The 24,503-nt window shown below is 26.2% G+C and carries 22 protein-coding genes; 18 read left to right on the top strand and 4 right to left on the bottom strand.

Going from position 1 to position 24,503, the window contains the following annotated elements:
- Positions 1-110: 110 nt before the first annotated feature.
- Positions 111-749 carry a peptide-methionine (S)-S-oxide reductase gene (locus ACYUEW_RS17950; RefSeq protein WP_043031816.1) on the bottom strand — a complete coding sequence of 213 codons (639 nt, stop codon included), beginning with the start codon at positions 747-749 and terminating at the stop codon, positions 111-113.
- A gap of 545 nt (positions 750-1,294) precedes the next feature.
- Here ACYUEW_RS17950 and ACYUEW_RS17955 point away from each other — a divergent pair.
- The 14 genes from ACYUEW_RS17955 (at position 1,295) to ACYUEW_RS18020 (ending at position 16,091) form a co-directional block, all read left to right on the top strand.
- Positions 1,295-2,059 (top strand): ABC transporter ATP-binding protein, encoded by a 765-nt coding sequence (locus ACYUEW_RS17955; protein WP_003486683.1) that lies wholly within the window; start codon positions 1,295-1,297, stop codon positions 2,057-2,059.
- The gene (locus ACYUEW_RS17960; protein ID WP_163244095.1) at positions 2,046-3,935 is read left to right on the top strand and encodes an ABC transporter permease; all 1,890 of its coding nucleotides are present in this window, start codon (positions 2,046-2,048) and stop codon (positions 3,933-3,935) included. Before ACYUEW_RS17955 ends, ACYUEW_RS17960 begins: the two co-directional genes overlap by 14 nt.
- 177 nt (positions 3,936-4,112) lie before the next feature.
- Positions 4,113-4,610 carry a transglycosylase SLT domain-containing protein gene (locus ACYUEW_RS17965; protein WP_163244094.1) on the top strand — a complete coding sequence of 166 codons (498 nt, stop codon included), beginning with the start codon at positions 4,113-4,115 and terminating at the stop codon, positions 4,608-4,610.
- Positions 4,611-5,074: 464 nt separating this feature from the next.
- Positions 5,075-5,776 carry a response regulator transcription factor gene (locus ACYUEW_RS17970; protein WP_163244093.1) on the top strand — a complete coding sequence of 234 codons (702 nt, stop codon included), beginning with the start codon at positions 5,075-5,077 and terminating at the stop codon, positions 5,774-5,776.
- Between the two features lies 1 nt (position 5,777).
- The gene (locus tag ACYUEW_RS17975; protein WP_003486677.1) at positions 5,778-6,755 is read left to right on the top strand and encodes a sensor histidine kinase; all 978 of its coding nucleotides are present in this window, start codon (positions 5,778-5,780) and stop codon (positions 6,753-6,755) included.
- 49 nt (positions 6,756-6,804) lie between these two features.
- Positions 6,805-7,560 carry an ABC transporter ATP-binding protein gene (locus ACYUEW_RS17980; RefSeq protein ID WP_163244092.1) on the top strand — a complete coding sequence of 252 codons (756 nt, stop codon included), beginning with the start codon at positions 6,805-6,807 and terminating at the stop codon, positions 7,558-7,560.
- On the top strand, positions 7,550-9,358 hold the full coding sequence (locus ACYUEW_RS17985) for an FtsX-like permease family protein (RefSeq protein WP_460277600.1): 1,809 nt from the start codon (positions 7,550-7,552) through the stop codon (positions 9,356-9,358). Before ACYUEW_RS17980 ends, ACYUEW_RS17985 begins: the two co-directional genes overlap by 11 nt.
- Positions 9,359-9,426: 68 nt before the next feature.
- Positions 9,427-10,149, top strand: a complete 723-nt coding sequence (locus ACYUEW_RS17990) for a DUF3298 and DUF4163 domain-containing protein (RefSeq protein WP_163244090.1) — start codon at positions 9,427-9,429, stop codon at positions 10,147-10,149.
- Positions 10,150-10,506: 357 nt separating this feature from the next.
- A complete protein-coding gene (locus ACYUEW_RS17995; RefSeq protein ID WP_043031822.1) occupies positions 10,507-11,541 on the top strand; it encodes a DUF2804 domain-containing protein in 1,035 nt (344 codons plus the stop codon).
- Positions 11,542-11,939: 398 nt separating this feature from the next.
- Positions 11,940-13,118 carry a MalY/PatB family protein gene (locus tag ACYUEW_RS18000; RefSeq protein WP_003486668.1) on the top strand — a complete coding sequence of 393 codons (1,179 nt, stop codon included), beginning with the start codon at positions 11,940-11,942 and terminating at the stop codon, positions 13,116-13,118.
- Between the two features lie 74 nt (positions 13,119-13,192).
- Positions 13,193-14,011, top strand: a complete 819-nt coding sequence (locus tag ACYUEW_RS18005; protein ID WP_042385214.1) for a transporter substrate-binding domain-containing protein — start codon at positions 13,193-13,195, stop codon at positions 14,009-14,011.
- A 12-nt stretch (positions 14,012-14,023) separates the two neighbouring features.
- Complete coding sequence (locus ACYUEW_RS18010; RefSeq protein ID WP_003486666.1) at positions 14,024-14,689, top strand: amino acid ABC transporter permease; 666 nt, start codon at positions 14,024-14,026, stop codon at positions 14,687-14,689.
- A gap of 18 nt (positions 14,690-14,707) precedes the next feature.
- Positions 14,708-15,445 (top strand): amino acid ABC transporter ATP-binding protein, encoded by a 738-nt coding sequence (locus ACYUEW_RS18015; RefSeq protein ID WP_043031823.1) that lies wholly within the window; start codon positions 14,708-14,710, stop codon positions 15,443-15,445.
- Positions 15,446-15,872: 427 nt separating this feature from the next.
- On the top strand, positions 15,873-16,091 hold the full coding sequence (locus ACYUEW_RS18020; RefSeq protein WP_003491000.1) for a helix-turn-helix domain-containing protein: 219 nt from the start codon (positions 15,873-15,875) through the stop codon (positions 16,089-16,091).
- 201 nt (positions 16,092-16,292) lie between these two features.
- Here ACYUEW_RS18020 and ACYUEW_RS18025 read toward each other — a convergent pair whose 3' ends face one another.
- A complete protein-coding gene (locus tag ACYUEW_RS18025; protein ID WP_043031824.1) occupies positions 16,293-17,567 on the bottom strand; it encodes a D-alanyl-D-alanine carboxypeptidase family protein in 1,275 nt (424 codons plus the stop codon).
- Between the two features lie 321 nt (positions 17,568-17,888).
- Between ACYUEW_RS18025 and ACYUEW_RS18030 the strand changes: the two genes are divergently transcribed.
- Positions 17,889-18,512 carry an NUDIX hydrolase gene (locus ACYUEW_RS18030; RefSeq protein ID WP_003486656.1) on the top strand — a complete coding sequence of 208 codons (624 nt, stop codon included), beginning with the start codon at positions 17,889-17,891 and terminating at the stop codon, positions 18,510-18,512.
- Between the two features lie 50 nt (positions 18,513-18,562).
- On the opposite strand, the gene ACYUEW_RS18035 is transcribed toward ACYUEW_RS18030, so the two are convergent.
- A complete protein-coding gene (locus ACYUEW_RS18035; RefSeq protein WP_003486655.1) occupies positions 18,563-18,910 on the bottom strand; it encodes a hypothetical protein in 348 nt (115 codons plus the stop codon).
- Between the two features lie 368 nt (positions 18,911-19,278).
- Between ACYUEW_RS18035 and ACYUEW_RS18040 the strand changes: the two genes are divergently transcribed.
- The 3 genes from ACYUEW_RS18040 (at position 19,279) to ACYUEW_RS18050 (ending at position 22,736) form a co-directional block, all read left to right on the top strand.
- A complete protein-coding gene (locus ACYUEW_RS18040; protein ID WP_043031825.1) occupies positions 19,279-20,442 on the top strand; it encodes an iron-containing alcohol dehydrogenase in 1,164 nt (387 codons plus the stop codon).
- Between the two features lie 375 nt (positions 20,443-20,817).
- Positions 20,818-21,042: a hypothetical protein gene (locus ACYUEW_RS18045; protein WP_030034653.1), complete on the top strand. Its 225-nt coding sequence runs from the start codon at positions 20,818-20,820 to the stop codon at positions 21,040-21,042.
- Between the two features lie 173 nt (positions 21,043-21,215).
- Positions 21,216-22,736, top strand: a complete 1,521-nt coding sequence (locus tag ACYUEW_RS18050) for a YfcC family protein (RefSeq protein WP_080333511.1) — start codon at positions 21,216-21,218, stop codon at positions 22,734-22,736.
- 141 nt (positions 22,737-22,877) lie between these two features.
- Here ACYUEW_RS18050 and ACYUEW_RS18055 read toward each other — a convergent pair whose 3' ends face one another.
- Positions 22,878-24,359: a nicotinate phosphoribosyltransferase gene (locus tag ACYUEW_RS18055; RefSeq protein ID WP_043031826.1), complete on the bottom strand. Its 1,482-nt coding sequence runs from the start codon at positions 24,357-24,359 to the stop codon at positions 22,878-22,880.
- Positions 24,360-24,503: the final 144 nt, after the last annotated feature.

The following is a 24,503-nucleotide window of genomic DNA, read 5'->3' on the forward strand; positions in this document are numbered from 1 at the left end:
GTATATAAGTTAAAGAGGTGTCTAAAAATAAAATGTATTTTTAGACACCTCTTTTTTATTAGTTATAACTAATAAAAAATAAAAAAATCAATTGAATTTTAAAATTAATTTTATTTAGTATGGTTAAAACCTTCTACAATAGACAATAATCTGTTTTTAGCATCCTTTGAAAGATTAAAATCTTTAATCTCTTTATTTAGATTTTTTAGAGAGCTGTAGCCCGCTAAGTAAGCATTTAATTTATGACATAAAGGAGAAGAGATTAGATCATTACCAGTAGAAAATTTAGATCTTAAATTAGACATAATTACAGGTTCCAATTGAACATAATATTTTTGATGATAAAATTCTGCATAATAAAACTTTTCTATAGGAGAAATTTTAGTTAAAACTTCTTTAGTTAACTCTTCCTCTTTACTCTTCTTCCAGTTTAAACAAAGCTCTTTTTCATTTTCATTATTATATAAAATAGCGGAATTATATTGTAATAAATTAGGTCTTGTAGTATAGTTATGATTTTTTTCAAAAACCATTAGTAGATTTTCAAAGGTTATTTTACTAGAGTCATAGTATATTTCTACAGTTTCTAAATGATCTCCTATACTGTTATAGGTAGGAAATAGTGTGCTTCCACCAGTATATCCAACATAGGTTTTAATGACACCATCCAAAGAATCAAATAAAGCTTCCACTGACCAAAAGCAACCCATAGAAAAATAAGCTTTTTTTATATGACTTTTAGCTAACATTTTCCACCCTCCTAATTATAAAAAAATGAAATTTTAAATATAAAAAATAAATAAGAAAATAAATAAAAAAATAGTTGCAAAGTATTGAAAATAATATTATAATAAATAAAAATAATAATTATTAATTAAAATATATTATATCATATTTTTATAAATAATTAGTTTAAAATTAAGTTTTATGAAAAAAACTTCAATAATTTAAAAAAACTTTTTATTTAATTAATAATAAATTAATAAAATATGGTTATAATATATATAAATTAAAAGAGTCCCTCTAAATATCCCCCAATAATAGTGAATATAAGTAAGGAGATAAGTGTAATGCTTATCTCCTTATTTTTTTGTAATGTTAGTAGTATATAGTATGCGACCAGAAAAGATAGAAAATAAATTGTGCTTTGTTTATAGAAAATATGTTACAACTTTTACAGATTTGTATTACAAAGTTGTAATGTAGTTGAAATATTAATCGATTTTTAATGCTTGTTATTGTATATATAATTAACACTGTAATATGAATTTAAAGTTTTAGGGAGGAACAGATTATGAAGGAAATACTGAAAGCTATAAATGTAACAAAAGTATATGGAGAAAAGAGAAATATATATCAAGCGTTAAATGGCATAGATATGAAAGTTTTTGAAGGAGAGTTTGTTGGCGTTATGGGACCCTCAGGGGCAGGAAAATCTACATTATTAAATATAATATCAACAATTGATAAGCCTACAGGAGGAAAAATTTTAATAGATGGTGATGATATAACAATGTTAAAGGGAGATAAACTATCAGATTTTAGAAGGGATAAATTAGGATTTATATTTCAAGATTTTAATTTATTAGATACATTAACTGTTAAAGAGAATATTGCATTGCCCCTTAGCTTATCAAAAGTATCCTATAGAAAAATAGATAAAAAAGTAATAGAAATAACAGAAAAGTTAGGCATAAAGGATCTATTAAATAAATATCCTTATGAAATATCAGGAGGGCAAAAACAAAGGGTAGCAGCAGCTAGAGCTTTAATTAATAAACCTGCATTAATATTAGCAGATGAACCTACAGGAGCATTGGATTCTAAATCATCAAAGGAGCTGCTAGAAACCCTTAGTATATTAAATGAAAGAGATAAATCAACTATAATGATGGTTACACATGATGCATTTGCTGCATCCTATTGTAGCAGAGTTATATTTATAAAGGATGGAAAATTATATAAAGAAATAGAGAATAATTCAAGTAGAAAAGACTTCTTTAGAGAAATATTAGATGTAACATCTATGCTAGGGGGAGAAAATAATGGGCTTATTTAGTATAGCTTTTAAAAATGTAAAAAGAAATTTTAAGAATTATGCTATATATTTAACATCTATGATATTTTCCGTACTTATATACTCTATGTTTAAAGCTATTGAATATAATAATCAAATTGCAGATGTAGCAAATGGAATGAAGACTGTAAGCAAATCTTTTTCAGGAGCATCAGCTATAATTGCTTTGTTCATTTTTATATTTATATGGTATTCAAATTCATTTTTTATTAAAAAGAGAAAAAAAGAAATGGCCTTATACTCCATTTTAGGGATAAAAAAGAAAAGTATAGCGGCAATGATGTTTTATGAAACTATGACCATGGGAATTATGGCTTTAGTCATAGGAATTTTTTTAGGAGCTTTTTTCTCTAAAGGTTTTATATTAGTTTTTTTAAAGCTTATAGATGCAGAAAATATTATAAATACAGGGTTTTCAATTAAAGCTTTACTTTCCACAATAAAAACTTTTATATTAATATATTTTGTAGTTTCTATAAGTGGATCTAGTATTATATATAGATATGAATTAATAGACTTATTTACAGCAGAAAGTAAGAGAGAAAAAGAACCTAAAGCTTCAAGGATAAAGGCTGTTTTATCCTTAATATTCTTATTGGGTGGGCATGGTTTGTATATTATTAGCAAAGGTAAAAGTTTAGGATCAGTTGCTATGATTACATTAACTACAGTAGTAATAGGAACCTATTTGTTTTTTAGTTCTTTTACAGTATATTATTTAAAAGTAAAAAGAAATAATAAGAAAAATCATTTTAAAGAACTAAATATGATTTCAAATGCTCAACTTTTATATAGAATAAAAGGGAATTCTAGAACCTTAGCTACTATAGCTATACTTATAGCCACTACTCTTACAGCTTCAGGAGCTAGTATAAGTTTTTATAAATATTTTTCAGCTAACATGGATAAAGATATGCCCTTTGATTATGTGGTAAAAGTAGAAAATAATAAAGTTATAAATGATATAGACAAGCTTATAAAAAATAATAGTAAAAATAAGTTAAAGGAAAAAATAGATATTACAGTGCTGCAGTATGAAAATAAAAATAATAATATTTATGATGGTAAGTCTATTTTATCAGAAAAAGATTTTAATAAAATAGCTAAAGCTAAGAATATTGAAGTTAAAGATAAAATAAATTCACGAAAAGAAGCTTATTATTTTCCAAGATTTCTTGATAAAAAAAATAAAATTCTCAATGTTAATATAGGTGAAGAAAATTTTAAAGTAGTACATTCAGAAGAAAGATCATTAGCTAATATGATGGTTTTAGACAATGTATTAATAGTTAGAGACGAGGAATTCATAAAGCTACAAAATCAAATAAAGAAGGAGAAATATGCGCTTTATTTAGTAGAAAATCATAATAGGAGTGTGAAACTAACAAAGGATTTTAATAGCATAATAACAAACTATGAAAGATCTAAAAATGATCCAAAGTATAGAATGGTTAACTCTAATTACTATGAAAATTATATAGAAAATATATCTTCATCTGGAACTATGCTATTTATAGGATGCTTTGTAGGATTAGTTTTCTTAGTATGTACGGCAAGTATAATATTCTTTAAACAACTTTCAGAGGCTATGGAGGAAAAATATAGATATAAAATATTAAGAAACATAGGGGTAAGGAATAAAGAACTTAAATCTTCCATATATAAACAAATGGCATTTATATTCTTTGCTCCATTAATAGTAGGCATAGCTCATGGAGGAGTAGCTTTGTCAATATTTGGAGGATTCTTAAACTTAGGTATATTAACACCAATAACAATGGTAGCTATACCATATACAATAGTATATTTAATCTATTATTTTTTAACAGTACAATTTTATTACAAAGCAATATCATAATTTATAGAAATTAGATTGGAAAATGAGTTTGTTTTCTTAAAACTACTTATTATGAAATGGAGAAATATAAATACAGAAATTCTAAATAAATAGATATAAGTTCTATTTAATATAAATTTTCTAAAAATATGTGTAAAAATATTCAATAAATTCAATAAAAAGCAGGAGGAAACAAAGATGAAAAAGATATTAAAATCTTTAGTAGGATTGGTTTTGATTTTAGCAATAGGTTCAGGAGTATTTTTAAGAAATGTACTCTTTGATTTAAAGCATAAAGATGAAATAAAGAAATATGCAACAGAATACAATGTAGATCCTTATTTAGTTGCAGCTGTAATTAATTTTGAAACAGCAAATGAGGAATTAAAATATGAACCTTCTAAGCCTTGTGGTCCCTTTAACTTAAAGGATACAAAAGTATTAGATTATGCAAAGGAAATGGGATTAAAAAATTTTAAAAAAGAAGATATAGGGAATCCAGATGTAAATGTAAAGATAGGAACTTGGTATATATCTAAGAATTTTAAAGGAGATTACAGGGAATTTGCAGTTAAATGGATAGAAAGAAACCAATCAGAGGATGATAAAATGAAAGATTATGCTAGGGAGTACTATGGACCCAAAATGGAAAAAAGGGCTAAGATATATAAAGTTGTTCATCCAGAACTTAAATAGATTTAAATGCTAAGTAATTCAAAAATATTTTTACAAAATACAAAGTGAAAATAGCTAAGAGTTTCTTAGCATTTTTATATAATGTAATTAATAAATGAATAATAACAAAAGATTACTTTTAAAAATTATATTCATAATTTATAATTTAAAATAGATGGTCTAYTAATTTTAACTTTATTATAAATAAAATAGCTAATAATTAATTCATAAAAAAGCATAATATATTATTTTTAAATCTAATTTAATAATAATTCATAAAATCTAGTTCTAGTTAAATTATTACTATATTTATTTTTAATATACTTGATTAAACTTTGAATTAATTATTAAGTCTAAATATGATATATTTTAAAAATAAAAAGTTTATTTAATATATGAATTTAGTACAGGCTTTAGTGCGTAAAATATAATTAAATTGGTGGGGTGAGTGGTTACTGCACTAGATATAAAAGGGAGTGATAAATATGGGTTACAAGATAATGATAATAGAAGATGATAAAAATATAGCAAAACTTTTAGGTGAACATATAGAAAAATATGGCTATGAAGTGTTAGTAGCTAAAGATTTTGAAAAAATATTAGAAATCTTTGAAATGGAAAAACCAAATTTAATTCTTTTAGATGTTAATTTGCCCAAATTTGATGGATATTACTGGTGTAGAAGAATAAGGGAAAAATCCTTATGTCCTATAATATTTATATCTGCTAGAGATTCAGAAATGAATCAAGTTATGGCTATAGAAAGTGGAGCAGATGATTATATTACTAAGCCTTTTTATTATGAAGTAGTTTTAGCAAAAATAAAAAGTCAGCTAAGAAGAGTATATGGTGATTATGCAGCAAATAGTCAAGTAGAAAGAATACTAGATGTAGAAGGATTACTTTTTTATCCGGAAAGATTACAGGTCCATTTTAATGGAAAAGAGGCAATGCTTTCTAAAAAAGAAGGAGATCTTTTAGATGCAATGATGAAAATATATCCTAAAGTAGCTACTAGAGAAGAACTTTTAGAAAAAATATGGGATGATACTACTTTTGTAGATGAAAATACATTAAATGTAAATATAGCAAGGCTTAGAAAAAAATTATCAGATTTAGGTATAAAGGATTCTATAGAAACTGTAAGAGGAGCAGGATATAGATTGAATGTAACCTGGAGGAAGTAGGATGAAAATTTTTATAAAAAATAATAAGGGTGTTATAATATTATTTTTATTAAATTTTATGATACTGTTTAGCTTATACAACTTAATGGGGGGATTTGAGGATTTTGATAATTTCCTTTATTTCATATTATTAAGCTTGTTTAATTTATTAGTTTATTTAATATTAAAATATTTAAATGAAAGAAAAATGTATAAAAGTTTGGAGAAAAAACCAGAAGTATTTGAAGATTGTTTAAATTCTTTTGGTGATTCTACATTAGGAAAAAATTTAAATGAATATACTGGAGAATTATATAGTATATATAAATTTCATATGCATGAAAATATAAAAAAGCAAACAGAACATTTAAACTTTATAAATCAATGGGTACATCAAATGAAAACACCTCTTTCTGTAATAAAACTAATAATTCAAGAAAATGGAGAACAACAATGCATAAAAGATATCAAAGAAGAAACAGAAAAATTAGAAGAGGGATTAAATATTGCTCTTTACAATGCTAGGTTAGAAAGTTTTCACAATGATTTTAATGTGGCAGAGTTCGATTTGAAAGAATTGGTTTTAGATAGAGTTAACTATAATAAAAAATTGTTTATAAAAAATGGAGTTTTCCCAAAAGTAGAAATGAATAATATTAAAATTAAATCAGATAGAAAATGGATATCTTTTATATTAGATCAGATTATAATTAATGGTGTAAAATACTCAAAGGGAAAAGGAAAACTGATAGAAATAAAAGCAGGAGAACAGCAAAAAAGAAGTTATATATATATAAAAGATGAGGGCATTGGCATACCTAAAAAAGATATAAACAGAGTAATAGAACCTTTTTATACAGGAGAAAATGGTAGGATTTTTGGAGAATCTACAGGTATGGGACTCTATATAACAAATGAAGTTTGTAAAAAATTAAACCATGAATTGGATATACAGTCTAATGAAGGAGAAGGTACTAAGATTACAATATATTTTAATTAATAGTTTATTTAAAATAATTGATATTAGATTTGTTAGTTAGGAGAAATCTATGGGTATTATTGAATTAAAAGAAGTTTATAAAATATATGGTACAGAAAAAGGGAAAATAGCTTTAAAAAATATAAATTTATCCGTAAATGAAGGGGAATTTATATCCATAATGGGTCCCTCTGGTAGCGGGAAAAGTACTCTTTTAAAATTAGCCTCTACTATAGAAAAGCCTTCTGCAGGGAGTATTCTTATAAATGGTATAGATGTAAAAAAGATTAACGAGGAAGAAAGAAGGGAATTTAGAAGAAAAACATTTTCTTTTGTATTCCAAGATGTAAAATTAATAAAAAATTTGACTATAAAAGATAATATCATCTATCCAATGCTTTTTGAGAATAAGGACAAAAAGTACATAGAAAAAGAAGCAGATAAGATTTTAAAACTTTTAAATATAGAAGATTTACAAAATAGAATGGTATGGGAATTATCAGGAGGACAAAATCAAAAGGGAGAAATAGGAAGAGCTTTAGTTCAGAGAAAAAAAATTATGTTTTTAGATGAACCTACAGGAAGATTAGATTTTAATTCCCGAAAGAAAGTTATGCAAATATTCAAGGATACTAATGTGCAAGAGAAGTGTACCATTTTTCTTGTAACTCATGACCCTTTTGTAGCTAGTTATGCTAAAAGAGTACTTTTTATAAAAGATGGTGAAATATATAGTGAAATTTATAAGGGGGAAAATCAGGAAAACTTTTATAAGGATATATTAAATTTTAATATGTTCTTAGGAGGAAGAATTAATGAGTTTTAATACTATAATTATAAATAATATAAAAAGGAATTTAAGAARATATAGTGTTTTTATACTAAGTGGCGTAGTATCTGTCATAGTATATTATTTTTTTTCTTTGATTTTAAATAATATAGAATTAGTGCAAGATGCATTTACCATAGGATTTATAGATGATTTAAATTTTATAAAATTATTATTAATAATAGGTATATTTTTTTTAACTGATTATTCTATAAATATATTTTTGGGATCTAGAATAGAGGAGTTTAAAATATTTTATAAGTTAGGAATTTCTCAGAAAAAGATGAAAAAAATTATTTTTATAGAAAGCTTATTTTTAGGTGTTATAATAACAGTTTTAGGAATTGTAATAGGCTTTGTATTTTCTAAATTTATGATGATGGGTATAGGAAAAACTTTGAGCAAAAATATAAATACAATAGGAAATATTAAGGCTATAAAAGATACAATTAAAGTTTTTCTTATAATATTCATTATATGCGGCATAACTAAGGGAGGATATGTAAAAAGACTTAATAAGATATATGAGGAAAGAAAGCCATCTCTGTTTTTAAGTATAGTTTGTATAATATTGATTATATGCTTGTTTATAATCAGTAAAAGGATGGATTCTTTTAAATCTACAGCAGAAATAATATTATTTTTTATATTAGGATTTTCATATACATTATTAAGCTTAACAGAGTTATTCCCCTATGTATTGACTAAAATATCAAAAATTAAACTAATATATATGGATAAAGTAAATATGATTTTTATATCAAATATTAGGGAAAAAACTCTTCGAAATAGAAATCTTCTTTTTATTATGACTATGTTTTTGTCTATATCTATATTTATATTTGGAATTTTATATGTTCAAAAAGATTTAATAGACAAAAAGAAGGACATTTTATACCCTATTGATATAGGTTATGTAGTTAAAGAGAGGGATTATAATAATATTATAGATAATAAACTAAAAGAGAATAATATTAAATTTAAAAAGGTAAAAGTTACATTTTACGATGTAGAAAGTGCACAATATAGTATTATATCAGAATCGGAATATAATAAAATAACTAGTGAACTTTCTTATCCAGTTTATAATATAGAAGAAGATAAGGCTGTAATGTTATATAATGGTAATATGAGCGAAGAAGATATTAAAAAATATTATTTTAATGAAGTAATAAATATTAATGGTAATAAAGTTAAAATAAATGAAATAGGAGAAAAAAGTATATTTCAAAGTAAAACTATGGGAGATATTATTATAGTAAAAGATAGCTCTTTAATAGCATTACCAAAGGATAAAAAAATAAATTACTATATGTATAAATTAGAGAATTTAAAAAAATACATAAAAGAATTGAAAAGTATAAAAGAGGGATTGCCTAATGAAAGAATATATATAAAACAACTAGAATTAATGAAAGAAAGAGGATCGGCCTATGGTTTTTTCTATCTTTGTAGTGCTGTAGCTTTAGTTTTTTTTCTTATGGGAGTAAGTCTTTTGTATTATAAATTTTATGATGATATAAAAAAAGAAAAAGGTAAATATGATATATTGATAAATTTAGGAATATCTAAAAAAAACATAAATTCTATAATAAATAAAGAAATGTTAGTTATGTTTTTTGTACCTTTTTTAATTAGTTCATTAAATTTGTTTTTTATATTTAAATTAAATAGATTAATATATAATTATAAAAATGATGCATCTGAAATACAGGTTTTTATAATATATTTATTTATATATACATTTTACTTTATAGTTTGGAAAAGAAAAATTATAGAAGCAGTAAATGAATAAATATGGTATCAATACTGTATTTGATAACATATAATGGTAAGGGAATTAATATATAGGAAAGATATGATATGAATTTTATACCCTTTTATGATTATAACAGGTATGGATTTTGTTATTTAAACAGTTGTAATCCAAATTTTCACAATAATTTTAGATACTATAATAATTATTATAGACAATGTAATATTGACCCTCTTCCTTTGAATGAACAAAATTTACAGCCTAAAAATTTTAAGATAACATATCCATTTGTACAGGATATAGGTAACGAGAATATATCAAAATTTGTAAATGAATCTATAGATAACGAGGTAAGCAACTTATTTAAAGAGCAAGTGTTGATACCAAGAAAAGCAAATATTCAAGAGGTTATAGGTTTCTATGAAGTTAAATTAAATAAAAGCTGTTTATTAAGTATATTATTTGGTATGTATACTTATTATGCTAATGCAGCGCATGGTCTTACTGCTTATTCATCTTTAAATATAGATTTAAATACGGGACAGCTCTATAAATTAAGTGACCTTTTCACAAGTAAAATAAACTACAAACCTATATTAGAACAAAAGGTAAGAGAGTATATAAAAGCAAATAACGTTCCTTTAATAGAAGAATATAAAGGGTTAGATGAAGACCAGCAATTTTATCTTACTCCAAATTCATTAGTATTATACTATCCAATATATAAGTACACTCCATATGCTTATGGTTTATTCCAAATACCTATACCATTTAAAGATATACTGAATTTATTAGGGCCAGTAAGCCCTATACAAAGATTACTTAAATAATCTTATAAGTAAAATTTGAAAATAAACAAATATATAATATTAAAAGTTTATAATTTAACGTATATTTAGTTATAATATAGAAAAACAAAAACTAATATGATGCATAATTGATTTAATTATCAAAAATAATATAACATATATATTAAAAAGAATAGCATAATATCTTTTTTATTTAAATATTGTGTGTTATAATAATTTTGTGAAATTAATTTATTTATTTTCAGTTTAGGGTTTATTTTTGTATGTTATATAATTGTTATAGCTATAACTAGTTAAAAAGAAAGTGTGGGGAGTTAAAATATAAGGTATTACTAGTTTTAATAATATAAAGGCTTTGGTGGTGGGGAATTATTAAAAATGGGGAAAATTTTTTTTAATGAAAAAGAAATAATGACTGGAGTAAACGTATGCCAAAAGGACGGTAAATTAAATGAAAAAAGTATAGGATGGAGTAGGGAGCCTATATTTCATTGTAACCTTAAGGGGAATAACTTTAGAAAGAAAAAGTGGAATTATTGGTATATGATAAATGAAGACTGTCTATTTTCTGTTACTGTAGCCCATTTAGACTATATAGCAATGGCTTTTGTATATTTTTATGACTTCAACACGAAAGAATTCGCAGAAAAAACCGTTATTACACCTTTGGGGAAGGGATGTAGTATATCACAGAAGGTTTTTGAAAATGTAGAGTTTTCTAATGGCAAGCTACAGGTACTTTTTAAATGGAATAAATATTTAAAAACTATGAGTATATTAGTACATTGTAAAGATTTTAAGGGGAGAAATCTTACAGCGAAATTTTCTGTACTTTATCCTGAAGGCCATGAAACATTAAATGTATTAATACCTTGGAGTAAAAATAAATTTCAATTTACATCAAAGCAAAATTGTCTACCTACAGAAGGAAGAATTATGCTAAATAATAAAACCTATATCTTTGATAAAAGTAATAGTTTTGCGGGATTGGATTTTGGAAGAGGGATATGGCCTTTTAAAATTATGTGGAACTGGGCTACTGCATCAGGGAATCAACAAGGAAAAATCATAGGGCTTAATTTAGGAGCAAAATGGACGGATGGTACAGATATTACAGAAAATGCTCTGTTAATAGATGGAAAAATTTTAAAGCTAAATGAATGTATATTATATGATTATGATAAGAATAATCTTATGAAACCTTGGAGTATAAAAACAGAAATATCTGATAAAGTAAATCTTATTTTTGAACCTATATATGATAGAAAGGCTCAAACGAATGCAGTGTTGTTAAAATCTACAGTTCATCAAATAATAGGAGAATTTTATGGGGAAATAAAAGATGAAAAGGGGAACAGTATTAATATAAAAGCTTTAAAAGGCTGTGCAGAAGAACATTATGCCAAATGGTAAAACATACAATAAGTTTAAATGAGTCTATAAAGATATTATAACTTTATAGGCTTATTTTCGTGAATAAAGTGCTTTAATTAGTATATTTATAATTAATTAAAGTACTTTATTTTTAAAATTAATAGCATAGGGATTTTTTTACAATTAATTTCAATTATATGATATTAAATAATAAATTTTGATAGATGTAATCTTCAATATAAATAAATGCTATTTAACTAATTTTATATACTATGATATCATGAAAAAGGTAGAAAAATGACAAAATTATCACAAAATTCCCAGTGATAAAAGAAGGATATTTATAATAGAATAATTAATTTAATATCAAAGTAAGAAATTCTTTATGTTATTAAAAATGTAAATATTTAAAATAATTTTATATGGAGTGATAATTTATGAAGTATAATTTTGACAAAGTAGTAAATAGGGATAATACAAATTGTAGCAAATGGAACTTTAATAAAGAAACCTTTGGGTACGAAGATATTATATCCATGTGGATAGCTGATATGGATTTTGAAACACTTCCAGAGGTAAAAGAAGAAATAATAAATAGGGCTTATCATGGTATTTATGGATATACGGCTACGACAGAATCCTATTATGAAGAAGTTGTAAATTGGATGAAAAAACGTCATGGATGGAATATAAAAAAAGAATGGATAACTAATACCCCTGGTATAGTTATGGCTGTAAATACTATAGTTAGAGCTTTTACTCATTCAGGGGACAAGGTGTTACTACAAAGACCTATATATTATCCATTTTTCAAGGCTATAAACAATAATGGATGTCATATAGTAAACAATCCATTAAAATTTAATGGCAAAAGATATGAAATGGATTTTGAGGACTTAGATAATAAACTTTCAGATCCTAGAGTAAAGATAATGATATTGTGCAGTCCTCATAATCCTACAGGAAGAGTTTGGACTAAAGAAGAGCTCGTAAAGGTAGGTAATCTTTGTTTAAAACATAATGTATTAGTAATCTCAGATGAAATACATTCAGACTTAATATATAAACCTAATAGACATATTCCTTTTGCAGCTATATGTAAAGAATTTGCAGATATAAGTATAACTTGTACAGCACCAAGTAAAACCTTTAATTTAGCAGGTCTTCAAGGTTCAAATATAATAATATCTAATGAAAGATTGATGAATGAATTCAAAATAGCTATGGAAAATATAGGATTGTCAAGATTGAATATTTTTGCATCTATAGCCTGTGAAGCAGCCTATAAATATGGAGAGCAATGGGTAGAAGAATTAGTAGATTATTTACAAGAAAATAAAGAATTTGCAAAAAAATTTATTGAAGAAAAAATGCCTATGTTAAAGGTAATAGAGCCAGAGGGAACATATCTTTTATGGATAGATTGCAGAGAATTAAAAATGTCAAAGGAGGAACTTGAGGAATTTATGCTAAAAGAAGCAGGAGTAGCTTTTGATGAAGGGTATATATTTGGAGAAGAAGCTATAGGTTTTGAAAGAATGAATATAGCTTGCCCTAGAGAGGTGCTAAATGAGGCTTTAGAGAGAATTGAAAAAGCTATAAACAATAAAATTTAAAAGTAATAATTGTGAAAAAAGGTTTATATGATTTTTATAATTTTTAAAGTGAAATTATGGGAGGGAAAATAAAATTGAAAAAGAAAAAATTATCTTTAATTTTAGTATCAGCTCTAGCAGTAATAACTCTTTTAGCTGGTTGTGGAAAGGAAAAAGCTACTTCAACAGAGGGGCAAAATACAGGAAATAGCAAGAGTGAAAAGAAAATTATAGTTGGAACATCACCAGATTATTACCCATGGTGTTATACAGAGGCAGGAAAGCTTCAAGGATTTGAAATTGATGTTTGGAATGAAATAGGGAAAAAAGCAGGATATGATATTGAATTTAAACAATCAAAATTTAGTGGATTATTTGGAATGTTGGATGCAGGTCAAATAGATACCGTTGCTCATCAAATATCAACTACAGAAGAGAGAAGAAAAAAATATGATTTTACAGAAACTTATGCTTATAGTGGATATAGTTTTGTAGTGAACAAGGATAAAGATATTAAAAATTTAGAGGATTTAAAAGGTAAAAAAGTTGGATGTACCCTAGGAGGTAATGGAGAAAAAACTCTAAAAAAATTAAATGAGGAAAAAAGCTTAAATATAAAGGTTTTAACTTATGATCAAACTCCAATGGAGAAAGATGTAGAAATTGGAAGGCTTGATGCAGCATGGATTGGAACTGTTAAGGCTAAAACAGTTATAGAAAAAGAAAAGATGGATTTAAAACTTTATGATCCAAAATATGTTTTTGAAATTAATCAATATCCATTTAAAAAAGACGGAAAAAATAAAAAAATGCTAGAAGATATAAATAAAGCTATAAAGGATATGATGGCTGATGGTACAATGAGTAAACTATCACAAAAGTGGTTTAAACTTGATATAACTAAGAAGGAATAGGTGTGGTAGTATATGATTTTTGACCTAGAATATTTTAATAAATTAGTGCCTTTAATGCTTAAATATTTGAAAGTTACTTTTATAATTTCTTTTTTAGCATTGATTTTAGGATTAATTCTTGCTATATTTATAGCAGTAATTAATGAATTAAAAATCAAAGTTCTTTATAGCATAAGCAAAATATGGGTATCCTTTTTTAGAGGGACTCCTTTAATTGCCCAATTGTTCTTTTTATATTTTGGTATAGTTCAATTAATACCTAGTTTGAAAAATATGGATGCTATGACTGCAGCCATTATAGGCTTAGGGTTTAATGCATCAGCTTATATGTCAGAAACATTAAGGGGAGCTATTTCTTCTGTAGATAAAGGGCAAATAGAGGCAAGTTTATCTATAGGAATGACACCAATTCAATCCATGAAGAGAATAGTATTTCCACAGGCTGCTAGGGTAGCGCTGCCAGCTCTATCCAATAGCTTTGTAGATATTATAAAGGGTTCTGCATTAGCTTTTACTTTAGGGGTAGTAGAGATAATGGCGGTGGCACAAAGTGAGGGAGCATCTAGTTATAGATTTTTAGAATCTTTTACTGCAGTAATAATTATTTACTGGATCATAATTAGTGCCTTTGGATATTTACAAAATATACTAGAAAGAAAGATGAATAATGTTTATTAGCAAGGTAGGTGAAAACATATGATAAAAATAAGTAATTTACACAAGTCTTTTAATGGGGTAGAAGTATTAAAAGGAATAAATTTAGATATAAAAAAAGGTGAAGTAGTTGCCGTTATAGGACCATCAGGTACAGGAAAATCTACTCTATTAAGATGTATGAATTTTTTAGAAAAACCTGAAAAAGGTATAATAGAAATAGAAGATTTAAAGGTGGATGTAGAGAAAGCTACCAAACAACAAATACATGAACTAAGGCTGAATACATCTATGGTCTTTCAAAGCTATAATTTATTTAAAAATAAAACTGCTTTAGAAAATATAATGGAACCTTTAATAATCGTAAAAAAAATGGATAAAGATAAGGCTAAAGAAAGAGCATTAAGTATACTTAAACAGGTAGGATTAGAAGATAAAAAGGACTATTATCCTTCTAAATTATCTGGCGGGCAACAACAGAGAGTAGGGATAGGCAGAGCTATGGCAGTAGATCCTAAAATAATGTTGTTTGATGAACCTACTTCAGCTTTGGATCCGGAGCTTGTTGGTGAAGTTTTAGAGGTTATTAAAAAATTAGCAGAACAAGATACAACTATGATTATAGTAACCCATGAAATGAGATTTGCAGAGAGTGCAGCAGACAAAGTTATATTTATGGATGGTGGAAATATAGTAGAACAGGGTACACCAGAGGAAGTATTTAATAATCCTAAAAATGAAAGAACAATAAAATTCTTAAATAAAGTTAAAAATAAATAGTAATAAAAAGGGATGTCTCAAAATAGCCTTAATTTTAAAACCGTAAATATAAATAATACATTCATAAAGCAATTCATTTTGCTAAGCAGTTCTAAATTTGATTCCATTAAAAGTTTTTTACCCAATAGAGGTGCCTTCCTTGGCTTCACTACTGGCTCCTCACATCCTGTGAGGAATTACAAAAATTTTCAATTTCGTCAAATTAAGAACTACTAAAGCTCATTTATATGTTTATTACATGTATTATTTATATTTACTATACTAAAATTAAGGCTGTTTTTATTTTGAGACACCCTCTTTTATATAGATATTTTATACTAATTTTACATAGTATATAGTAAATATATATATATAAATTTTTTTAATTTTGATGTATAATTAAGTTGAAAATTAAATATTGCTTTACCAATTCATAAGGGGGATTTATATGTTAAATGGGAAAAAAATCCGAGAAGCTAGAATTAAGTTGGGCTATACTGCTCGGGACATTGAAAATCTTACTCATAATCCTAAGTTTACAACATCTATTTCAAAATCCTATTTAGAAGAATTAGAAAGAGGGGATAAAAAGAATCCAAGTTTTGAAAAAGTAGTAGTTTTATCTCAGGTATTGATGTGTAAATTAGATGATTTAGTCACTAGGTAAAGCAGTTACTATTAAAAGTATAAAATTAATTATTGTATGAAAGCTTAAGAGAATAAACTTAAAAACAAAAATATAAAATATTTATGTTTATTTACAATTTAATATAATAAAAACACTATCAAAATATAAGTGATAGTGTTTTTATTATATATTTAGAATATATCAGTAAGTTTTTTTATTATATAAATAATATTTCATATTTTAATACCAGTATTTATTTTTGCTTTTATTTTTTCTATTTATTTTATTTTTAATAAATTTTATTAAGAAGAATATTATAGCAATTATAGCTAGTAATAAAGCTATGGAAACCACATAAAAAGGCATATTCTTTTTAATTATTTCTTCCTTAGATAAACCAGAGTATACTTCATATTTTTTTTCATATTCCCTTTCTTTCACAGTTAAAGTTCCCATACCTTTTTTCCCAGAAAGAGCAGCATAAGAAGTATTATCTATATTAATTGTTTTATTAGTTTCTTTATCATTTACTTCATTTTTATAATAAGTAGCATCTTCTTTTAAAATTACAGGCACATCTACAGTCACAGAAGGTCCTATAAATTTTAAAGGATTATAAGTTACTGTTTCTGTTTTTAGGGCGGAGTCTTTTTTATATAGAGTGGATGGTTTTATATTATAACTCCAGTCTATAATTTTTTTCATATCTTCAAAAACAAAAGAATCTTTAGCATCATATACAGAGCCCATAACTACCCCAAGTATTTTTCTACCATCTCTATTAAATAAAGTTACTAAACATCTACCAGCGGCATCAGTATAACCAGTTTTACCTGCAACACAACCATCTTTCCCTAAAAGTTTATTACTATTTTCTACAGTCATTTTTGTACCCTTAGAAGTGACTATAGAACTTTCTTTTTTATTAGAAGATTGATAAACCCAAGGATTTTTTAAAGCAGCTCTACTAATTATGCTTAAATCATAAGCTGTAGTATAATGATTAGGATTATGTAATCCATTAGGGGTTACAAAGTGAGTGTTTTTTAAATTTAATTCTTGTATTTTTTTATTCATCATATTTTCAAAATTCTTACTATTACCAGCTAAGGCATCTCCTATCATGTAGGCTGTATCATTACCAGAAAATAGTAGTAATCCATCCATAACATTTTCTGCTTTTATGGTTTCCCCTATATTTATAGGGTGAAGATTTATATTCATAGAATATGGTGGTTGACTTTTAGCAGTAGCTGTATAAGGTATATTATCATTTTTCCCTTTGTTTTCAGCTAATAAAAGGGCGGTTAAATACTTTGTAGTACTAGCAGGATACATACGCTTGTCAATATTTTTAGCATATATTATTTCACCAGTTTCAACATCTATAGTCATAGCTGTTTTACCATAAATAATAGGAGGCTCAGTATTTGAATCTCCTGCAGCAAATACATTAGATGTTAAGGTGAAAATAAAAATTAATAGTGAAATTAAAGTCATTTTTCCTTTTCTCATAGGCCATCTCTCCGTTTACTTTTTTATAATTTAAATATAAAATTTTAAGTATATACTATATGTATACACTTTGATAGTATAGCATTAGAGAGTATATTTTACAAATATAAATCATAAAAATATAATATTTTATGATTAGGATATGTAGTATTGTGATAGACTAAAGTAAAATAAAAAATTTTAGTCTATGTTCGTAAATTTTATCCACACTAGGGTAAATTTTTTAATAATTTTATAAAATAAAGCAAAAAATTATTAAATATTCAGTGTTAAATAAATACCTAATGCTTATTTAGGTATAAATCATTTTTAGGAGGAACTATGAAGAAAAAATTAATAGATACAGTATATGAAAAATTTCAATGTAGAAAAGCAAAGCCTATAGGTAAGTTTAAAAGAAGTTCAGTAATGATATTATTAAATAAAGTAGGAGAGAATATTAATATAATATTTGAAGTAAGAGCATTAACTTTAAAGAATCAGCCAGGAGATGTTTGTCTTCCAGGTGGCAAAATGGAAAAAGGAGAAAGGCCTTTAGAGGCAGCTTTAAGAGAAACTGTAGAGGAGCTTAATATAGATAAGGAAAAAATAGAAGTAATAGGACAGATGGACTATTTTATTAGTCCCTATAATTTTGTAATGTATCCTTTTGTTGCAATGGTTGAAGATGCAGATATAGTTCCTGATAAGCAGGAAGTAGATCACGTATTTGAAGTTCCTATAGAGTTTTTTTTAGAAAATTCACCTATTTGTTACGAAATAGATATAGTGCCTAGTATAACAGGGGATTTTCCTTTTTCTCTTATACGAAATGGTAAAAACTATAAGTTTAGTAAGGGAACTATTCCTGAATATTTCTATGAATATGAAGGCAATGTTATATGGGGATTTACAGCACTTATTGTAAAAAATTTTATAGATATAATTAAGGGGAAAAAAAATTAATAAAAGTATATTAAATATTCCACCAACTTTTAATTAGCTGGTGGAATGTTTTAAATACTTTTTTCCTGTTTTTTCATACCAGCTATTACAACTGATATAACTATTAAAAAAATATAACCAATAACATATAATATTGATATTATAGTAGGCATAGTAAAAAATTTTAAGTAAATAAATATAGCTAAAGATACAATAGACCAAAATAAAGAAACATAAGCCATTCTATTGTTCCTATTCATCCAAGTTTCAGGGTCTTTCATGTTTCCAACTATTTTTTCACCTTTTTCATCCTTTTTAGATGAATTGCTAGTTAATATTTTAAAATAAATAAAAAAACTTAAAGATATCAAACATATACCTAAAAATAAATAAGACAATGATATACTTGTTACGTTCATAGTAAAGCTCCTCCTATAAATAAAAATCTATTTTCCTTGTATAAATTATATATTGTTATTTTAACCAGTAATGTAGAAAAAATACCCAAAACAAACAATTACTTTATAGTTTAATTTTAAATTTTAATAATTATTATAAAATAAATAAGCTTTAGAATTTGAAAAAAATAAGTAAAATAATAATAACTTCAGTATAAAAGGATTTTTTTACGTAGTATAGAATTATTTATATTAAAAAGAATAATGATTACAATAAAATTAGGATAGCCTTTAGGTAATGGCATGAATGCATAAGAGTTATCGTAGTATATGCTTTCAAACTATTTCTTAAAATAATACTTAATTAAAGTATAGTAGGAGGAAAAATAATGCTAAATTTTAATTATTCTATACCAACAAAAATTTTTTTCGGTAGAAACCAAATAAATATTTTAGGAGAGCAAATAAAAAAATATGGGTCAAAGGTATTGCTTACTTATGGTGGAGGAAGTATAAAAAAGAATGGAATATATGATGAAGTTATAAAAATTTTAAAGAGTAATCATATAGAATTTGTTGAGCTTTCAGGAATAGATCCTAATCCAAGAGTAACTAGTGTAAGGGAAGGAGTAAAATTATGCAGAGAAAATAATATTGATTTTATATTAGCAGTAGGGGGAGGAAGCACTATAGATTGCTCAAAAGTAATAGCCGCATCATATTATTATGAAGGAGATCCTTGGGACATAGTAATTAAAAAAGTTAAAATAAATAAGTCGCTGCCTATAGGAAGTATATTAACATTAGCTGCCACTGGTTCAGAAATGGATGCTGGAGCAGTAATTAGTAATATGGATACTAATGAAAAAATAGGAGTAGGACATCCTTCTATGGCTCCTAAATTTTCTATATTAGATCCAGAATATACTTTTACAGTGCCTAAAAATCAAACAGCGGCGGGAACTGCAGATATAATGAGTCATATATTTGAAGCCTATTTTAGTAAGACAAAGGAAGCTTATATTCAAAATAGAATGGCAGAGGCTATTTTAAAAACTTGTATAAAGTATGGGAAAATAGCCATAGAGGACCCAAAAAATTATGAAGCTAGAGCTAACCTTATGTGGGCATCTAGCTTAGCTATAAATGGATTATTAAGCTATGGTAAATCAGAACCTTGGAGTGTACACCCTATGGAGCATGAATTAAGTGCTTTTTATGATATAACTCATGGTGTAGGGTTAGCTATATTAACACCAAATTGGATGAAATATGTTTTAAATGATGAAAATGTAAATGATTTTTATGAATATGGAGTAAATGTTTGGAACATAGATCCAGAGGAAAATAAATATGAAGTAGCCCAAAAGTCTATAGAAAAAACTAGAGAATATTTTAGTGAATTAGGAATTCCATCTACATTAAAAGAAGTGGGTATAGGAGAAGAAAAGCTAGAACAAATGGCAAAGGCTGCTACAAGAAATGGAACTTTAGGTGGTTTTAAACCTTTAAGTACTGAAGATGTTTTGAATATATATAAATTATCACTTTAATTTTAAAACAGAATATATATTTATACTAAGTAATTCTTAATTCTAAATGTAGTTTCATTAGAAATAAGAATTATTAAAATTTAAAATTATTTATTTAGGAGAGTAAAAATTAGAGGACTGTTAATTATTTTATTAATGGTTCTTTGATTTTTAGGTTAAAAACTAATTGTAAATAGTAGTAATTAGTTTTTGAGGGATTTTGTTTTATATGATAATCATGGGGAAAGTATTAAAAAATATAAAGTTTTATAAAAAAATGTAAGGGTTGATTGAATTAAATGAAAATTTAGTTAATTTTATAACAAAACCATTTAAATACTTTTTCTTCTGATGTATAATATTATTTGTATTATAGTGGGAGAAAGGGGAATTTTTATGGAATGTCCATTTTTAACTACTCTTGATGAAGAAATAAAATGTTTTAAAGAATGTGCTTTATATGAGTACAAAAATAATGAGGGCGTATGTCCTTTTAAGGAGTTGGAGAACAACAAGGTAAGTATTGAAAAAGATTTTGATAATATAGATGATGCAGCTATAAATGAGGGATTAGATTTCATAAGAGAACACTATAAGTTTACAACAGAACAGTACTTATAATATTAAATTTAATCTATAAAAAATTTATTAGTATATAATAATAATTTTTATTAATCTATTATAGAAGAGCGCGTTTTTGCTTAAAGCAATATCTATACACTTAAAATATTATATTTTAAGTGCATAGATAAAAAGCGATGCTTGAAAATATATCAAAAATAGGGGGGATTGTTGTGACAAAAAAGAAAAAGAAAATAAGCTTTCCGACAGCTTTTACGGTATTGTTTATTGTATTAATTATTGCAGCTATACTTACTTACGTAGTTCCAGCTGGATCTTATTCAAAATTAAGTTATGATAACGATAGTAAAGTTTTTGTTGTAACTAAACCAGATGAATCGACAAATGAATTACCAGCAACACAAAAGACTTTGGATAAACTTAAGATTAAAGTAAGTGTAGAAAAATTTAAAGATGGTAGTATTAATAAGCCTGTAGCTATTCCAGATACTTATGAACAGGTAGAACAGAAACCTCAAGGGTTTTTTGAAGTAATTGAAGCACCTATCAAAGGGGTGTATGATACTATCGATATTATAATGTTTGTACTTATTTTAGGAGGAGTTATTGGTGTAGTAAATAGTAGTGGAGCATTTGATGCAGGAATTGCAAAACTTTCCGTAGCTACTAAAGGTAAAGAATATTTGCTTATAGTTATTATTACTACATTAATTGCTTTAGGTGGAACTACTTTTGGTTTAGCAGAAGAAACTATAGCATTATATCCCATACTGGTTCCAGTTTTTATAGCGGCAGGATATGATGCTTTAGTTTGTATTGCAGCTTTATATATGGGATCATCTATAGGTACTATGTTCGCTACGGTAAATCCTTTTTCTGTTGTTATAGCATCTAATACTTCAGGGATATCTATTGCTTCAGGATTTATATTTAGGATTATAGGACTTATTATAGCTGTAGCTATAACTATTGTTTATATTGTAAAATATGGAATTAAGGTTAAAAAAGATCCGAGCAAATCTATAATATATGAACAAAGGAAAGAAATTGAAGAGAAGTTTTTAAAAGATTATAGTAAAGATGATATTATTCCAAAATTCTCTTTAGGTCGTAAACTCATGTTAATAATATTTGCATTAACTTTCGTAGTTATGATTTGGGGCGTAGCTAAAAAAGACTGGTGGTTTACAGAAATGACAGCCCTATTCCTTGTTGTAGGAATCATTTTAGGTGTAATTTCAAGAATGGGAGAAAAGAATTTTGTAGATAAGTTTGTAGCCGGCTCAGCTGATTTAGTAGGAGTTGCATTGGTAATTGGAGTTGCAAGATCTATTAATCTTGTTATGGAAAATGGTATGATTTCTGATACAATTTTATATCATTCTTCAAATATGATAGCTGGAATGAATTCTAGTGTATTTATAATATTTATGTTAATTGTATTTATAGGACTTGGATTTTTTATACCATCATCTTCAGGCCTTGCAGTACTTTCAATGCCTATTATGGCACCTCTAGCAGACAGTGTAGGATTGCCAAGAGAGGCTATAGTAAATGCTTATATGTTTGGTCAGGGATTAATTTCATTCATAACTCCAACTGGACTTATACTGGCAACTTTAGCTATGGTAGATGTTACTTATGATAAATGGATTAAATTTATAATGCCGCTTATGGGATATATAGCAGCCTTATCAGCTATAATGTTATTAATACAAAGCTTTGTTGCTTAATGTAATAATAAAAAAATTAAAAGCTATGAATTGAAAAATTTTATTATATTTCAATTCATAGCTTTTATTGCTTATTATAAGTTAAAAGGTAAAAATAAATTTAAAATTTTTAGAAGTCTATTTTAAAGCTATAAATACCTTTTATTCTTCATAAGTATCTGAAAACTTATGTAAAAGTTCTTGTTTAACTCTCCAAAGCTTTGGGGAAAGATCTACGTAATAGTTATGAGGGTTCTCAAACCTTAAAACTTCAGGCCAAAATCTTTCAGTTTGTTTTTTCGCAAAGGCTTTTATATCCATAACATCAGGACTTTCATAGGTTTGCTTTCCTTTATCAAATATTTTAACCAATAATTCTTCTACATAGTAATCTTTAATTTTTTTCTTTTTCCATGTAAATAAAGGATTAAATATTTCTAAGGGTTTACTTTCATCTATTTTTTCATCATTCATAGTAATAAGATCCGCAATAGCTTGATGAGAATTTTTGTCATATATTCTATAAAGCTTTTTAAATCCTGGATTAGTTATTTTCTCTTCATTTTCACTTATTTTAATTTTAGGTGTTATTATTCCATCACAAGCCTCTACTGCGGCTAGTTTATATACACCACCAAAAACAGGCTCGGATCTTGCAGTTATAAGTCTTTCACCTACACCAAAGCTATCAATCTTAGCTCCTTGATTCAGTACATCTCTTATTATAAATTCATCTAGAGAATTTGAAACCACAATGCCTACATCTTTGTAGCCTGCATCATCTAACATTTTTCTACAGGTTTTAGTAAGATAAGTTATGTCACCACTATCTATTCTAATGCCTTTAGGTCTAATACCCTTAGGTTTTAATACTTCATTAAATACTTTTATAGCATTAGGAATACCAGATTTTAGTACATTGTAGGTGTCTACTAAAAGTACACAATTTTCTGGATTTACTTCTGCCCAGGCTTTAAAAGCTTCATATTCTGTAGGAAATAGTTGTATCCAACTGTGTGCCATGGTACCTGCAGCAGGTATTCCAAACATTTCTTCAGCTATAGTACAAGCAGTTGCATTACATCCACCAATTACAGCTGCTCTTGCACCATATATAGCACCATCATAACCTTGAGCACGTCTAGAGCCAAATTCCATAACAGAACGATTTTCAGCAGCTCTACAGATTCTATTAGCTTTGGTAGCTATTAGAGTTTGGTGATTTATAGTAAGAAGTATCATAGTTTCTACAAATTGAGCTTGAATGGCTGGACCACGGACTGTAACTAAAGGCTCATTTGGGAAAACAGGATATCCTTCCGGTACTGCCCAAACATCACAAGAAAATTTAAAGTTTTTTAGATAGTCTAAAAATTCTTCGGAAAACTCCTTTTTAGATCTTAAATATTCTATATCATCTTCTGTAAATTTTAAACTGGATAAATATTCAATAAGTTGCTGAACTCCTGCCATAATACAATAGCCTCCACCATCAGGAACTCTTCTAAAGAACATATCATAGTAGGCTATTTTATCTCCCATACCACTTTTTAAATATCCATTTCCCATAGTAAGTTCATAAAAATCCACTAACATAGTAAGATTTCTATTATTTCTCACATCGAAGTTTTTACTGTATTCCATTATTAATTCTCCTCTATGTAATAGTAAAAATATATAACAACATTGTAATACTTTACAAGAGCTATTACAATACTTAGTATTTAAAATTAAAATATTAACCTTATTTTTATAGGATTAACTAAAGAATTTATACAAAATATATAT

The sequence above is a fragment of the Clostridium sp. CTA-1 genome, assembly GCF_054768215.1.

Excerpts from the sequence above, each read along its gene's own strand:
- ACYUEW_RS17960 (WP_163244095.1), top strand. The coding sequence starts at position 2,046 with ATGGGCTTATTTAGTATAGCTTTTAAAAATGTAAAAAGAAATTTTAAG.
- ACYUEW_RS18025 (WP_043031824.1), bottom strand. The coding sequence starts at position 17,567 with ATGAGAAAAGGAAAAATGACTTTAATTTCACTATTAATTTTTATTTTC.
- ACYUEW_RS18015 (WP_043031823.1), top strand. The coding sequence starts at position 14,708 with ATGATAAAAATAAGTAATTTACACAAGTCTTTTAATGGGGTAGAAGTA.
- ACYUEW_RS17965 (WP_163244094.1), top strand. The coding sequence starts at position 4,113 with ATGAAAAAGATATTAAAATCTTTAGTAGGATTGGTTTTGATTTTAGCA.
- ACYUEW_RS18045 (WP_030034653.1), top strand. The coding sequence starts at position 20,818 with ATGGAATGTCCATTTTTAACTACTCTTGATGAAGAAATAAAATGTTTT.
- ACYUEW_RS17990 (WP_163244090.1), top strand. The coding sequence starts at position 9,427 with ATGAATTTTATACCCTTTTATGATTATAACAGGTATGGATTTTGTTAT.
- ACYUEW_RS18040 (WP_043031825.1), top strand. The coding sequence starts at position 19,279 with ATGCTAAATTTTAATTATTCTATACCAACAAAAATTTTTTTCGGTAGA.
- ACYUEW_RS18055 (WP_043031826.1), bottom strand. The coding sequence starts at position 24,359 with ATGGAATACAGTAAAAACTTCGATGTGAGAAATAATAGAAATCTTACT.
- ACYUEW_RS17975 (WP_003486677.1), top strand. The coding sequence starts at position 5,778 with ATGAAAATTTTTATAAAAAATAATAAGGGTGTTATAATATTATTTTTA.
- ACYUEW_RS17955 (WP_003486683.1), top strand. The coding sequence starts at position 1,295 with ATGAAGGAAATACTGAAAGCTATAAATGTAACAAAAGTATATGGAGAA.
- ACYUEW_RS17995 (WP_043031822.1), top strand. The coding sequence starts at position 10,507 with ATGGGGAAAATTTTTTTTAATGAAAAAGAAATAATGACTGGAGTAAAC.
- ACYUEW_RS18035 (WP_003486655.1), bottom strand. The coding sequence starts at position 18,910 with ATGAACGTAACAAGTATATCATTGTCTTATTTATTTTTAGGTATATGT.
- ACYUEW_RS17980 (WP_163244092.1), top strand. The coding sequence starts at position 6,805 with ATGGGTATTATTGAATTAAAAGAAGTTTATAAAATATATGGTACAGAA.
- ACYUEW_RS17950 (WP_043031816.1), bottom strand. The coding sequence starts at position 749 with ATGTTAGCTAAAAGTCATATAAAAAAAGCTTATTTTTCTATGGGTTGC.
- ACYUEW_RS18030 (WP_003486656.1), top strand. The coding sequence starts at position 17,889 with ATGAAGAAAAAATTAATAGATACAGTATATGAAAAATTTCAATGTAGA.
- ACYUEW_RS18010 (WP_003486666.1), top strand. The coding sequence starts at position 14,024 with ATGATTTTTGACCTAGAATATTTTAATAAATTAGTGCCTTTAATGCTT.
- ACYUEW_RS18020 (WP_003491000.1), top strand. The coding sequence starts at position 15,873 with ATGTTAAATGGGAAAAAAATCCGAGAAGCTAGAATTAAGTTGGGCTAT.
- ACYUEW_RS18000 (WP_003486668.1), top strand. The coding sequence starts at position 11,940 with ATGAAGTATAATTTTGACAAAGTAGTAAATAGGGATAATACAAATTGT.
- ACYUEW_RS17970 (WP_163244093.1), top strand. The coding sequence starts at position 5,075 with ATGGGTTACAAGATAATGATAATAGAAGATGATAAAAATATAGCAAAA.